Below are 13325 nucleotides of genomic sequence, written 5' to 3'. Positions count from 1 at the left end.
CTTTAAGTAAACATGATAAATCGCGCTGAAATATAACGATTTTGTGCCGATAATGTAATTAAAGCGTTGCAAATAAGTGGTCTGTCCTGTTAAAACAGTCATTAACGTAATGCTTATATAAAAAAGCGTAACCTGACTTAAGGACGGAGCCAGGTTTAAACAAATTACAAATACAATAATAAAGCGCAATGTGTGAACAAAGCAGGTCAACTCATGCAATTAACCGTCGTTAATAAAATTATTCTCGGATTCGCCTCCTTCGGTTGCTTGTTACTGATAACAAGTATCCTCTCTTACTCAGGTCTTTCGGCTATTCAATCCTCGGCTGAGGATGTCATTGAAGACAAAATGCCGGTGCAGACCCAAATGAACGACGTCAATACCGACATACTGACGCTAGCGACTATTACGGCAAACGGATTTCACGAATCCTCTAAACAAGGTTTGCTCGATAGCCACAATACTTTTAAAAGCCGCGCAGAAGCCTTTATCGAAAAACTCGATAAGCTAGCCAAAATGCTGGGCAGTGGCAAGGTGTCTGCGCAGGCCATAGATGCCAGTCGTACTTACGTGAACGAAAGTAATTCTATGTATGCCGAGTTAGCCTTACGTCTCGAGTTTGAGCAGCGTTTAGCGCTGCACAGCGAAGAAGTACTAATGATTGCCGATGAAGCCAGTGCGCTGATGTTAGATTTGAGCTATCTGGATACGCGGCAGCAGGGTGTGGAAACCATTATTGGTGCAGGTACTAACATTGACAATAAACTGTTGACCATGAACACCGCAATCACTGACCTCGCCGCCAGCACAGATCCAGAAGCCACAGCAATTATTATTGATGATTTAAGTTACCAGATAAGCAATATTCAAGTCGATAAAGACTATCTGAACCGTCTGGCTGAACAGGTCGATACCCAAGGTACGGTAGACAGTTTTAACGAGCAGTTTGATAAACTGGTTGAAGCCCTCAATGGCGAGGAAGGTCTGGTGTGGATGCAGCAGGAAAAGCTGACACATTCTGCCAATAGCCTATCCCATCAGGAGGCTGCACAGGCTGCGCTAAAACAGGCACTGGAAAGCATTGGTGTACTTTATAGTCAGGTAAATGATAGTACGTTAAATGCGCAGCAAAAAATTCTTGATACGGTACTTGGCGCATTATTAAAAACCGCAGCGGTTTTTGTCATTGGCCTTATCACAGCCATATTTCTTGGTGTGCTAACAACGCGCAGCATCGCGAAACCATTGGTTAAGATCAACCGCGGATTGTCGCAGTTGAGTCAGGGGGATTTAACCCGCAAATTAGATCAGTCTGGTACAGACGAATTTGCTGCACTCTCCGCTAAAATTAATACGCTGACTGAGAGTTTACGTACATTGGTAGGCAATATCCTTTCGCAGGAGCACCGACTGGAGGAAGTGATCAAGTCCAGCGTGGCATTGGGTGAGAAAAGCCTGCAACAGGTAGACGAGCAGCGTGGACAGGTGCAGGTAACCGCCACGAATACACAGCATGTTCGTCAAACCAGCAATAATAACTTGCTACAGATTAATACTGCTATGGATAAGCTGCGTCTGGTTGAGGAGCAGTCGCATAGTATCGCTGAGCTGGCCGAAAGCAATCGACAGCAGGTTATAAGTCAGGCCCGTCAGGCGGAAGAGTCAGCCAATGTGGTTCATCGATTGGATGAGAATAGCCGTAACATTGGCAGCATTCTGGATGTCATTAAAACCATCGCAGAGCAAACGAACTTATTGGCTTTAAATGCGGCCATAGAGGCAGCCAGAGCGGGCGAGCAGGGCAGAGGCTTCGCGGTTGTGGCAGATGAGGTACGCACACTGGCGAATCGCACTCATGATTCGACTGAAGAAATCGAATCAATGATCGGTAATCTGCAACGTGACGCCGCTCAGGCCGTGAAAGCAATTAATGTGGGTCGTGACCAGTCTCAGCAAGGCGTTAGCATTACCGAACAGGTAACAGAGCAAGTCGCAAATATCAGCACAATTATTCAGGAATTGAGTAGCATCAATCTTGAAATCGTGAATGATACAAAACAACAGGATGAGCTACTTGCCGATGTAGCGGGTAGCCTTGAGCGTATTGTTGAATTGGCTGAATTAAGTGCCAGCAGTACACAAAAAGCCAACGAATCCACGTCGAAAATAGAGCACGAAATCGCCGATCTGAAACGCGCGGTGACCCAGTTCAAGCTGTAGTTTAAAAATGAGAAATAAAAAAGCCCGTGTAAACGGGCTTTTTGTTAGATGATAAACTGCTATCAGGCTAGTTCAGCCAAACACAATTCGTCGTGTAGCTGTTTGCACCAGGCGCGAACGCGCTCATCGGTGAGTTCTGGCTGGCGATCTTCATCGATGCCCAACCCCACAAAATGATTGTCGTCGGCCATGCCTTTTGAGGCTTCGAAATCATAGCCGTCGGTTGACCATTGACCAACCAGAATTGCACCGCGTGCTTCAACAATATCGCGCACCATGCCCATAGCATCCAGGAAGTACTCTGCGTAATCTTCCTGATCGCCGCAGCCAAATATTGCTACCAGCTTGTCGTTGAAATCAATCTGCTCTAATTCAGGAAAGAAGTCATCCCAGTCACATTGTGCTTCGCCGTAATACCAGGTAGGAATACCAAAAATGAGTAAATCGAACTCGGCGATTTGTTCTTTTGAACTTTTTGCAATGTCGTGAACGGCAATCAGATTCTTGCCTAACTCTTTCTGAATCATTTTGGCAACATGTTCAGTATTGCCGGTGTCACTGCCAAAGAATAGGCCAACACTTGCCATATTTAACCTCTATTTCCTGTCACTTAACTATGTTATCCGCTTACGCCGCTGGTTTGCCAGATGATCTGGATGATGCCTTTGGCGACAAACCCCATGGCACCCAGCCCTAAAACGCCATAAACCACAATACGTCCAACCATAGGAACGTCGTTTCTTTTCAATACGTCGTGTATTGCAAATCCAATCAATGCAAATAAAGCAACGATACCTAAATTGAACGCAATGCCTTCAATCAGTTCGTAATTTTCAGCAAGCATAATAAACCTTCGCTATTTTTCGCGCGCAACTATACCACAGAGTTTGCCATTTCGCAGGCGTCTTGACGTACTTTTCGTTATACCGGTCTGTGCGCAGAATTGATCAACTATTCAGCGCTTAACCCTGGTTGGCACTTTGTAATGCGCGGGAAACTAAATTTACCACTACCTGTGGCTTCTCCGCGTGTAACCAATGACCTGTCCCTTCGACAATACGTGCCTTTGCATTGGGGAAGAGTGCGGCTATATCAGCCTGATGTTCACGCTTGATATAGTCAGAATTACCGCCTTTTATAAATGTAACATTACCTGAATACTGTCTCCCAGCCGGTGCTTCAAACCGACTGATATTGGTGTAGTTGGACTCCAGCCCGGTTAAATTGAATCGCCATTGCCAGTCACCAGCATCGTTCTGATAAAGGCTTTTTAGTAAAAACTGCCTGACGCCGGCTTCCTGAATGCCCGCCTGAAGTTGTTGATCTGCGTCTTTTCGCGACGTGACCACGGATAAATCAACGTGTTTTAAAGCCGCAAAAATGGTTTGATGATGTGGAGGGTAGTTAACCGGTGAGATATCCAGTACGACCAGAGACAACACTTTTTCTGGCTTCATTAATGCCGTCATCATGGCTGCTTTCCCGCCGAGAGAGTGGCCTACAATATGAGCAGCAGCTATGTCGTAAGTGTCGAGCAAAGCTGAAATGCCTTCTACACACAACGAAAGTGAAAATGCGTCGACATGTGGCGATTCGCCATGATCGGGTAAATCAATGGTGATGACATTGTATTGCTCAGCAAGTGGTTTTCTCAATACCGTTAAATTGTCTAAATTGCCAAACAGACCGTGAATTAAGACAACCCAGGGGGCATCCTTGTCTTGCTTAAATACCTGATGGTGAAGTTGTAAGGACATAGAGAAAAATGATTCAGTGTCGGTGTTAATTAAACGGATAAAAACAAAGTGGGGGCCAGGCCCCCACTTTTAAAGTCTTAATTTGTTATCTGTGTTAAATGGCAAAGTCTTCTAACGATTTACCACTTTCAAGTGCTTGCTTGAAGACAACCGGCATTCTGCCGACACCTGTCCAGGCTGTGGTGTCTCCATCAACCGTAATTTTGTATTTCACCGGGCGTTTTTTCCCGGCAGATTTACGCTTCGCTTTAGGCTCTGCTACTTCTTGAAGATCGCTGATGTCGATACCAGCGTCAGCCATTTGTTGCTTAATTTCTGCAAGCTTCTCAAGTTTTTCTTTCTGAGCCTGTATCTCAGCCTCTGCCTGAGCGTGTTTCTTTTCAATAATATTATTGAGTTTTTCAATAACACTTTCTAATTCTTCTACAGTTAAATCCTTAACTGCACCTTGTAAACGTCTTCCATGAGTTAAAATATCTAAAAAATCACTCATTACATTACCTATTAAATTAGATGCATAAAAAAATCGCACTTAAGTTTAATTTAAGTGCGATCTTTTGCAAAAGTATTTTTAATAAATTTACTGATTATTTAATTTACATATTAGGGTAATTAGGACCACTCGCCCCTTCAGGTACAAACCAACGTATATTTTGTGACGGGTCTTTGATGTCACACGTTTTACAATGTACACAGTTTGCTCCATTAATTTGTAGTCTGGGGGAATTCCCTTCTTCTTCTACGATTTCATAAACCCCGGCAGGGCAGTAACGCTGAGCGGGCTCGTCATAATCAGGTAAATTAATGGCAATAGGTACAGCGTTGTCTTTGAGTTGTAAATGGCAAGGTTGATCTTCATCGTGGTGCGTATTAGCCAGATACACCGATGAAAGCTTGTCGAAGCTCAGTTTATTATCAGGCTTCGGGTAATTAAATTTTGTCGATTCTGATGCCTTATTCATTTTAGCAAAGTCAGGCGTCATGTCTTTCAATGTAAAAAAGCTGCGACCACCCAATATATTCTGCTCAAACGTATTAAAAGCACCGCCTAAGATATTACCGAATTTATGCAGGGCAGGGCCGAAATTTCGGGCTTTAAATAACTCTTCTCGTAGATCACTGTTATTAAAATTCTGGTTGAATATTGAGCTAAATTCGTTTGTTTTTTCATCTTTTAATGATGTGAAAATACTTTCAGCAGCCAGCATGCCGGATTTTATAGCGGTATGAATGCCTTTAATTTTAGAGAAATTAAGTGTGCCCGCATTACAACCCACCAGACAGCCCCCAGGAAACGTCATCGTTGGCAGTGAGTTAAATCCGCCTTTTGTTATTGCTCTTGCACCATAAGCAACACGCTCGCCGCCCTCAAGGTACTGAGAAAACAGCGGGTGGTGCTTCATTCGTTGGAATTCATCAAATGGACTTAGGTGCGGGTTGTGATAATTCAAATCGACAATGAGGCCAACAAATACCTGGTTGTTTTCAGCATGATACAGGTAGCTTCCACCGGATGCTTCGGTTAGCGGCCAGCCGGCCGCATGAACAACCAACCCGGGTTGATGCTTCGCAGGATCAATATCCCAAATTTCCTTAAAACCAATCGCGTAGTGCTGTGGTGTGGCCTCAGCGTCGAGATTGAATGACTCGATGAGGGTTTTACCCAGATGTCCACGACAGCCTTCTGCAAACACGGTGTAGGTTGCTTTCAGGATCATGCCTGGCATGTAACCGTCTTTTTGCTCTCCGTTGGCATCCACGCCCATATCACCCGTGATAACACCGCCAACACTGCCGTCGTCATTGTAATGCACTTCTGCAGCGGCAAAACCAGGGAATATTTCTACGCCTAACGCTTCTGCCTGTTCTGCAAGCCAGCGGCACACATTAGCCAGTGATACAATGTAGTTACCGTCGTTATGCATGGTTTTCGGGGTAACTAAGGCCGGCAGCTTAGTGGCACTTGATTCATTGCGAAGTAAGTACATTTCGTCTGCTGTAACAGCTTGATTTAAGGGGGCACCTTTTTCTTTCCAATCAGGTATCAGTGCAGTGAGGGCGTCAGGTTCCATTACACCACCAGAGAGAATGTGCGCACCGACTTCAGAGCCTTTTTCAACAACGCAAATACTCACAGGATGAGCATGTTCCTGTGCTTGTTGGGCTAAACGAATTGCAGTCGAAAGCCCGGAAGGGCCAGCGCCTACAATCACTACGTCAAATTCCATCGATTCTCTTTCCACAGCGTCGCTCCTCGTCGTTAAGGCGTTGTGAGGCGTTAATGGCAAGAACTTTTGCCACCCGTCACCTGTTGAATATTTCGCGTCAAACTAAACCAGGTTGACGTTTACGTCAACTGGAAGTAAATTTTATGATAGAAATGTTATTAAACTGTTGTAATCCTTGTTTGACACTATGCTTTGATTGTCATCAAAGCAAAACAAAACGGCTATGCCATGATGTCAGTATAGGTAATAACGATAGTGTTTTTTCAACAATCGGCAATTGATTCAAATCAGAGGAAATTATGAAAATACTCGTACCGGTAAAACGGGTAATCGACTACAACGTAAAGGTAAGAGTGAAATCAGATCAATCTGACGTTGATCTGACAAACGCCAAAATGTCGATGAATCCATTTTGTGAAATCGCAGTGGAAGAGGCCGTCAGGTTGAAAGAGAAAGGTGTTGCAACAGAGATTGTTGCCGTCACGGTCGGTCCTAAAGCGTGTCAGGAACAGCTGCGCAACGCCATGGCGCTAGGTGTGGATCGCGGTATTCATGTTGAATGTGATGCATTTCCTGAGTCACTGCAAGTTGCCAAGCTGCTGGCTAAATTGGTTGAGCAGGAGCAACCTGGTCTGGTTATTATCGGTAAGCAAGCTATTGATACAGACAACAACCAAACCGGACAAATGCTGGCAGCGTTAGCCGGTATGCCACAAGGCACATTCGCATCAGAAGTCGTGGTTGAAGGCGACCATGTATTGGTGACAAGAGAAGTTGATGGCGGTTTGCAAACATTGAAACTGACATTACCAGCCGTGGTATCGACTGATTTGCGCCTGAATGAACCTCGCTATGCAAAGTTACCAGATATTATGAAAGCAAAGCGTAAACCGCTGGATGTCAAAACCGCAGAAGAGCTTGGCGTAGCGCTAACACCTCGTGTGACTACCCTGAAAGTCACGCCTCCGCCTACACGGGAAGCCGGCATCAAAGTCGACTCTGTGCAGGAATTGTTAACTAAACTACGTGACGAAGCGAAGGTGATCTAATGACCGTATTAGTTTATGCAGAACACAATAACCACCAGCTAAAAGCTGAGACTCATAAGCTGGTCAATGCGGCTACCAAAATGGGCGACGCCATACATGTATTAGTAGCAGGTTCAAATTGCGCCGACGTTGCAACTGAGGCCAGTCAAATTGAAGGCGTGACGCAAGTACTGGTTGCTGATAACGCCGTTTATGAACATCAGTTAGCCGAGAACATTGCCGAATTGGTCTACAGCATGGCTGGCGACTATAGCCATGTTGTTGCGGCAGCAACCACAACAGGTAAAAACTTCATGCCACGCGTTGCTGCGTTACTCGACGTAGTTCAACTGTCTGACGTCATTGCGGTAGAAAGTGCCGATACATTTGTTCGTCCTATTTATGCCGGTAACGCGATCGCTACCGTACAAAGCAGCGATGAGGTTAAGGTTATTACTGTGAGAGCGTCGGCCTTCGACGCTGCAGCTACCGGAAATAATGCGCCATTAAGTGCTGTTGACAGTGTATTCGCTAATAACCTTAGCGAATTTGTGAGCGAAGAAGTCACCAAGTCTGATCGACCTGAGTTAACGGCTGCAAATATTATCATTTCAGGCGGGCGAGGCATGCAGGATGGTGAGCATTTCGCTATGCTGGAAGCCATTGCCGATAAACTGGGCGCTGCTGTAGGTGCTTCACGTGCTGCGGTTGATGCCGGCTTTGTGCCTAATGATATGCAAGTAGGGCAAACTGGTAAGATTGTTGCGCCGCAGTTGTATATTGCCGTAGGTATTTCTGGTGCTATTCAACATCTGGCAGGTATGAAAGACTCGAAAGTCATCGTGGCTATAAACAAAGACCCTGAGGCACCTATCTTCCAGGTAGCTGACTACGGCTTAGTCGCTGATTTGTTCGAAGCGCTGCCGGAATTGGAAGCAGGCCTGTAATCAGGTGCGAAATACCATAACGAAAAAGGGCTTCTTGTTCGAAGCCCCTTTTGTTGCCGGTTAAACACGAACGAGAGAGTTTTCTTCGAGGCTGACCGGAGACGCGACATAAGCATCGGCAGCCCAGTCATTTTCCCATACGTCTTCATCCAATAAATACCGGAACTGATATTCAGCATCAGCGGGTAAGTTCAAGGTTTGAGTGAAATCCCCGTTCTTGAGTTTCTTCATTGGTTCAGCAGAAAGATCCCATTCGTTAAAGTCGCCGACCAATTTGGCCGTTGAGGCGTTCTTTGCTTCTTCAGCAGTGAGCTTAAAGGTCACTTTACATACCGGTTTTGATTTTAAATATTGCTTCTTCAGGCTCATTGTTTTCTCCTAAGCATTACATCGTGTAATTAACTTACAAGTTACGCTCAAAAAACTAGCAATTCAAGAGTGATGGCGCAAAAAACATACAGTAAGTGAAAGTTTTTATTCAAAAAGGCTTAATCGATTAAGTTTAGTGACTGTATTTGTGTAAGGTTGTCGCTGTCAAACGTTTGGAAAAGTTGATTGTGACAGCGGTTACAATTTTTAACAAAGTTATTGAAGCGTTTGTCATCCAGTCATTTTACACTTCAGTATAAGGAGTGCCATGTGAAAATTTTTTTCACTTCACAACGGGCATTACAAAGTGCAAATACAATAATTAGACGAAAAAAGCATCGTGCTTTTGGGCCAATCGGGTGACACATACATGAAATCTTCTATCGCAAAAGCGGGTATTCCGTTGTTAATACTGCTGGTTGCAATTGTTCTGACAGCCGTCATGATTCTGGGTAAAAAGCCGCCAGAAAAGAAAGTGGTTGAAGAAAAAGCCTTTTTAGTTGACGCAGAACCTGTTTACAGTGAACACGTTGAATTTACCGTCAGCTCTCAGGGCAACGTCCTGCCTAAACATAAAACCATGGTCGCAGCACAGGTTAGCGGACGAGTAGTGAGCTTGTCAGATAACTTTGTGGTGGGGGGGATGTTCCGCAAAGGTGATGTACTGTTAACCCTTGAACGAGACGATTACGAGACGGACCTTCGTTTGGCTGAAGCGGAGTTGGCTCAGGCAGAAGCCGCCCTGGAAGAAGAAGTCGCGCGTGGTAAGGTAGCTGCTGAAGAATGGCGTTCTGTTCGCAGCGTAGTACCACCTGAACTTGGGCTTCGCAAACCGCAGTTGGCGAAGGAGCAGGCCAATGTAAAAGCCGCAAAAGCTAAACTGGCCCGCGCGCAGCGCAATCTGGCCAGAACGCAAATTGTTGCGCCTTATGATGGCATTGTTATAAAACGAAATGTTGATTTAGGCCAGTTTATTGCGACTGGCGCACAAGTGGGTGAATTGTATGGTACTAGTGTTGCGGAAGTGCGCTTGCCACTTACCGATGCCGACCTGGCATTTATCGATCTCTCAGCTGGCGTGAAAGAACAGAATCCTGTGTCACTTTCTGCCGTTGTTGGCGGTAAGTTCCACCAATGGCAAGGGCGATTGGTTCGCAGTGAAGGCGTACTCGATACTACAAACCGTTTGATCTACGCAGTAGTTGAGGTGAACGACCCGTATGGCCGTGACAACACAGATTTGCACCCTGTCCCACTGCGATTTGGCCAATTTGTGCAAGCAACGGTAAGTGGTACACAAGCACAAACACTGATAGTGATCCCAAGAAGTCTGTTGCGCTTGGACGGGTCTGTGCTGGTTGTGAGTGAAGACAACACCTTGTCTATTCGCAACGTAAAAGTTGCCCGCTCTAATCCGCAGAGTGTTTATATATCAGAAGGCTTGCAAAGTGGTGATAAAGTTATTCGCAGCGCCGTCCCTAATCCGTTTGACGGCATGCCGTTGCGAATTGCAGGAGAAGATCCTGCCAAAGATGATGTGGCCGATGAGCCTGCTGCGTTGAGTACAGGGGAATAACCTATGCAATCCTATAATACGCATACAGGCATGATAGCCTGGTTCGCGCGTAACAATGTTGCGGCAAACTTACTCATGTGGATTCTACTGATTGGCGGCCTGTTTGGGGCGATGTCGATTCAAAAGCAGGTGTTTCCAAATTTCGAAGTGAATATCATCTCAGTTCGAGTGCCTTATCTTGGGGCTGCGCCTCAGGAAGTCGAAGAAGGCGTACTGCTTAAAATCGAAGATGCCATTAAAGACCTCGATGGTATCAAGAAGATGACATCGACTGCGGTTGAAGGCATGGGCTCAGTCACTATCGAAGTTGAAGAAGATTACGATGTGCAACTGGTGCTAGATGAAGTAAAAGCACAGGTCGATGCAATCCCCAGTTTCCCTGGCAATACCGAAAAGCCCATCGTTTATCGCACTAAGTTTTTGCAGGATGTAATGTGGATTGCCGTATACGGTGATGCCAGTGAGCGAGAACTGAAAGAGTTTGCCAAGAATCTGCGTGATGATGTGGCTAATCTGCCGGGTATTTCCAATGTGCAGGTGGTGGGCGATCGCGATTACGAAATCTCCATTGAATTGTCTGAATACACGCTACAAAAATACAATCTTACATTTTCGGAAGTGGTAAATGCGGTGCGCCAGTCTTCCGTAGATTTACCCGGTGGCGCCATTAAGTCTGACAATGGCAATATTCTGCTTAGAACCAAAGGCCAGGCGTATACCGGCTATGAATTCGCGCAAGTGGTATTGCTAACCCGGGATGATGGCAGCCGACTCACGGTGGGGGATATAGCCACGATTGATGATGGCTTTGTTGAGGACCAGCAATATGCGATGTTCGACAACAAACCGGCGGTAAATATTCGGGTTCGCGCGGTAGGTGATCAAAACGCACTGGAGATTTCCAAAGAAGTTAACCAGTACCTCGATACCCATAAAAAGGATTTCCCCGCGAATATACAGGCTGACTCATGGGGTGATTCCTCGTTTTATCTGGCAGATCGCCTGAACATGATGCTGGAAAACATGTTCTGGGGTGGTGTGTTGGTATTTTTGGTGCTGTCGCTGTTTCTAAAAATCAAGCTGGCATTCTGGGTTATGGTGGGCTTACCGGTCTGTTTCCTGGGCACGCTGATGGTATTGCCTATGGACATGATGGGGGTATCCATCAACATGTTGAGCTTGTTCGCGTTCATACTGGTACTGGGGATCGTGGTGGATGATGCCATTATTATGGGGGAGTCCGCCTATTCCGAAATAGACGCTAAGGGACACAGCACTGACAACGTCATTGCGGGTGTCAAAAAGGTCGCGATGCCTGCAACCTTTGGGGTACTGACTACGATCGCCGCTTTCTCTCCAATGTTAATGGTGTCCGGGCCGTTCGGCGTTATCTGGAAAACCATCGGGTTGGTTGTCATTGTTTGTCTGGTCTTTTCTTTGATTGAGTCGAAGCTGATCCTGCCTGCTCATCTGGCTCACATGAAAATGAAGCCTTATGACCCGGCAAAGGCAAACGCTTTTCAGCGATTCCGGGATTTCTTTAGTGAAGGTATTAAAACCTTTATTAAAAATACCTATGCACCGTTTCTGCAAAAAGCTGTGAAGTTCCGTTATGTCACCCTGGCGACGTTTGTGAGCATGCTGATCCTGACTTATGGCATGTTTAAAGGGGACTTGGTGCGATTTGTATTCTTCCCTACCATTCCAAGCGATTTTGTACAGGCTAGTGTCGAGCTAGAGCCAGGGTCTTCTTTGTCGCAGCGAGACAAGATCATGGATACCATGCTCGCCGCAATGTACCGAATGGACGCACAGGTCATTGAGGAGACCGGGCAGGGCGTAGTAAAGCATGCTGTCGCATTCGATAGCGGTTCATTGGGTGGTCAAGTCTTTGTCGAGCTCACCAAAGGCGAAGCCCGGGATATGACTGACACGGAAATTCAAGAGCGCTGGCGTGAGCAAATGCCTGAGTTGGCAGGGGTGAAAACCCTGAGTTTTGCTTCACCCGGTGGGCCAGGCGGCGGCTCAGATCTGAGTTTTGAATTTAGCTCGGCACACATTGAAGATCTGGAGAAAATCAGTCAGGACGTCAAGGCTGCACTAGCTGAATACAATGGTGTCTCTGATATCAATGATACGTTCGCAGGTGGCTCGGATGAAATTCAGCTTCAACTTAAGCCTCAGGCAGAAGCCCTGGGTATTACACTTCAGCAGTTAGGTCAGCAAGTCCGTTATGGCTTCTATGGCGCAGAAGTGCAGCGCATACAGCGTGACGATGAAGAAATCAAAGTCATGGTCCGCTATCCGCAGGATGCGCGTAACTCTGTTGGTCACCTGGAAACGATGCGGGTGCGAGCGCCCAATGGGCAGGACGTGCCGTTCGACCAGGTTGCAGAAATCAAGATGGGCAAAGGCTACGACTCCATTATTAGGGTAGACGGAAAACGCTCAGTTACCGTGTCTGCTGCGGTCAATGCCGATTTAGTAGAGCCTAATAAAGTCACAATGGAAATGATTGGTGAGGTTATTCCGGATATTCTGAAGCGCTATCCGCGGGTAGACTTTAAACTTCAGGGTAACTCGCGCGAGCAAATGGAAGCCATGGGCTCACTGGGTAAAGGCTTATTGTTTGCACTGTTTGCCATCTACGCGTTACTTGCAGTGCCGCTTCGCTCTTACAGCCAACCAATTATTATCATGTCAGTTATTCCATTCGGTATATTTGGGGCCATTGTAGGGCACTTGTTGTTGGGCCATGCTGTTAGCGTATTGTCGATTTGCGGCATTATTGCGCTGTCTGGTGTAGTGGTAAACGACAGTCTGATAATGGTTGACTTTGTAAACCGGGCAAGAGCAGAAGGACACCGTCTCATCGATGCGGCTATTAACGCCGGAACCCAGCGCTTCCGCGCCATTATTCTTACCTCGCTGACAACCTTCATGGGCTTAGTACCCATTATGTTCGAGAGAAGTTTGCAGGCTCAGGTAGTGATACCTATGGCAATTTCATTGGCGTTCGGTATTTTGTTTGCGACGGTTATCACCTTGCTGCTGGTACCTGCGCTGTACGTTATTCTAGATGACTTCCGTCAATTGTTCAGAAAGCCTACACGTGCGCAGGTAGGCTCATCAACAGGTAACGACGAGATTATCGCAAAGTAAGCCATTGGGCTAAAAACACCGTGTTGACCTGGTTCGTT

The 13325-nt window shown here is 46.2% G+C and carries 11 protein-coding genes; 5 read left to right on the top strand and 6 right to left on the bottom strand.

Features of this window, described 5'->3' with window-relative positions; translation table 11 throughout:
• Positions 1-213 precede the first annotated feature (213 nt).
• Positions 214-2220: a methyl-accepting chemotaxis protein gene (locus BUB81_RS17730; RefSeq protein ID WP_073324682.1), complete on the top strand. Its 2007-nt coding sequence runs from the start codon at positions 214-216 to the stop codon at positions 2218-2220.
• Between the two features lie 62 nt (positions 2221-2282).
• Here BUB81_RS17730 and fldA read toward each other — a convergent pair whose 3' ends face one another.
• The 5 genes from fldA to BUB81_RS17705 form a co-directional block, all read right to left on the bottom strand.
• The gene (gene fldA / locus BUB81_RS17725) at positions 2283-2807 is read right to left on the bottom strand and encodes a flavodoxin FldA (protein WP_073324681.1); all 525 of its coding nucleotides are present in this window, start codon (positions 2805-2807) and stop codon (positions 2283-2285) included.
• A 32-nt stretch (positions 2808-2839) separates the two neighbouring features.
• Entirely contained in the window at positions 2840-3064 is a 225-nt protein-coding gene (locus BUB81_RS17720; RefSeq protein WP_073324680.1) for a DUF2788 domain-containing protein, read from the bottom strand.
• A gap of 118 nt (positions 3065-3182) precedes the next feature.
• A complete protein-coding gene (locus tag BUB81_RS17715; protein ID WP_073324679.1) occupies positions 3183-3977 on the bottom strand; it encodes an alpha/beta fold hydrolase in 795 nt (264 codons plus the stop codon).
• Between the two features lie 94 nt (positions 3978-4071).
• Positions 4072-4470 carry an H-NS histone family protein gene (locus BUB81_RS17710; protein WP_073324678.1) on the bottom strand — a complete coding sequence of 133 codons (399 nt, stop codon included), beginning with the start codon at positions 4468-4470 and terminating at the stop codon, positions 4072-4074.
• A gap of 103 nt (positions 4471-4573) precedes the next feature.
• On the bottom strand, positions 4574-6220 hold the full coding sequence (locus BUB81_RS17705; RefSeq protein WP_073324677.1) for an electron transfer flavoprotein-ubiquinone oxidoreductase: 1647 nt from the start codon (positions 6218-6220) through the stop codon (positions 4574-4576).
• 284 nt (positions 6221-6504) lie between these two features.
• Between BUB81_RS17705 and BUB81_RS17700 the strand changes: the two genes are divergently transcribed.
• Entirely contained in the window at positions 6505-7254 is a 750-nt protein-coding gene (locus BUB81_RS17700; RefSeq protein ID WP_073324676.1) for an electron transfer flavoprotein subunit beta/FixA family protein, read from the top strand.
• A complete protein-coding gene (locus BUB81_RS17695) occupies positions 7254-8180 on the top strand; it encodes an electron transfer flavoprotein subunit alpha/FixB family protein (RefSeq protein ID WP_073324675.1) in 927 nt (308 codons plus the stop codon). Before BUB81_RS17700 ends, BUB81_RS17695 begins: the two co-directional genes overlap by 1 nt.
• A 60-nt stretch (positions 8181-8240) precedes the next feature.
• Here BUB81_RS17695 and BUB81_RS17690 read toward each other — a convergent pair whose 3' ends face one another.
• On the bottom strand, positions 8241-8549 hold the full coding sequence (locus tag BUB81_RS17690; protein ID WP_073324674.1) for an isoamylase early set domain-containing protein: 309 nt from the start codon (positions 8547-8549) through the stop codon (positions 8241-8243).
• A 370-nt stretch (positions 8550-8919) separates the two neighbouring features.
• On the opposite strand from BUB81_RS17690, the gene BUB81_RS17685 reads away from it, so the two are divergent.
• Positions 8920-10125, top strand: a complete 1206-nt coding sequence (locus tag BUB81_RS17685) for an efflux RND transporter periplasmic adaptor subunit (protein WP_073324673.1) — start codon at positions 8920-8922, stop codon at positions 10123-10125.
• Between the two features lie 3 nt (positions 10126-10128).
• The gene (locus tag BUB81_RS17680; protein ID WP_073324672.1) at positions 10129-13287 is read left to right on the top strand and encodes an efflux RND transporter permease subunit; all 3159 of its coding nucleotides are present in this window, start codon (positions 10129-10131) and stop codon (positions 13285-13287) included.
• Positions 13288-13325: the final 38 nt, after the last annotated feature.

Origin of the sequence: Marisediminitalea aggregata, assembly GCF_900129565.1 — a bacterium.
GTDB classification, from domain to species: domain Bacteria; phylum Pseudomonadota; class Gammaproteobacteria; order Enterobacterales; family Alteromonadaceae; genus Alteromonas; species Alteromonas aggregata.
The sequence above is the reverse complement of the archived record's forward strand: the minus strand, read 5'-3'. Positions and strand labels throughout refer to the sequence as shown.

Excerpts from the sequence above, each read along its gene's own strand:
- BUB81_RS17730 (WP_073324682.1), top strand. The coding sequence starts at position 214 with ATGCAATTAACCGTCGTTAATAAAATTATTCTCGGATTCGCCTCCTTC.
- fldA (WP_073324681.1), bottom strand. The coding sequence starts at position 2,807 with ATGGCAAGTGTTGGCCTATTCTTTGGCAGTGACACCGGCAATACTGAA.
- BUB81_RS17720 (WP_073324680.1), bottom strand. The coding sequence starts at position 3,064 with ATGCTTGCTGAAAATTACGAACTGATTGAAGGCATTGCGTTCAATTTA.
- BUB81_RS17715 (WP_073324679.1), bottom strand. The coding sequence starts at position 3,977 with ATGTCCTTACAACTTCACCATCAGGTATTTAAGCAAGACAAGGATGCC.
- BUB81_RS17710 (WP_073324678.1), bottom strand. The coding sequence starts at position 4,470 with ATGAGTGATTTTTTAGATATTTTAACTCATGGAAGACGTTTACAAGGT.
- BUB81_RS17700 (WP_073324676.1), top strand. The coding sequence starts at position 6,505 with ATGAAAATACTCGTACCGGTAAAACGGGTAATCGACTACAACGTAAAG.
- BUB81_RS17695 (WP_073324675.1), top strand. The coding sequence starts at position 7,254 with ATGACCGTATTAGTTTATGCAGAACACAATAACCACCAGCTAAAAGCT.
- BUB81_RS17690 (WP_073324674.1), bottom strand. The coding sequence starts at position 8,549 with ATGAGCCTGAAGAAGCAATATTTAAAATCAAAACCGGTATGTAAAGTG.
- BUB81_RS17685 (WP_073324673.1), top strand. The coding sequence starts at position 8,920 with ATGAAATCTTCTATCGCAAAAGCGGGTATTCCGTTGTTAATACTGCTG.
- BUB81_RS17680 (WP_073324672.1), top strand. The coding sequence starts at position 10,129 with ATGCAATCCTATAATACGCATACAGGCATGATAGCCTGGTTCGCGCGT.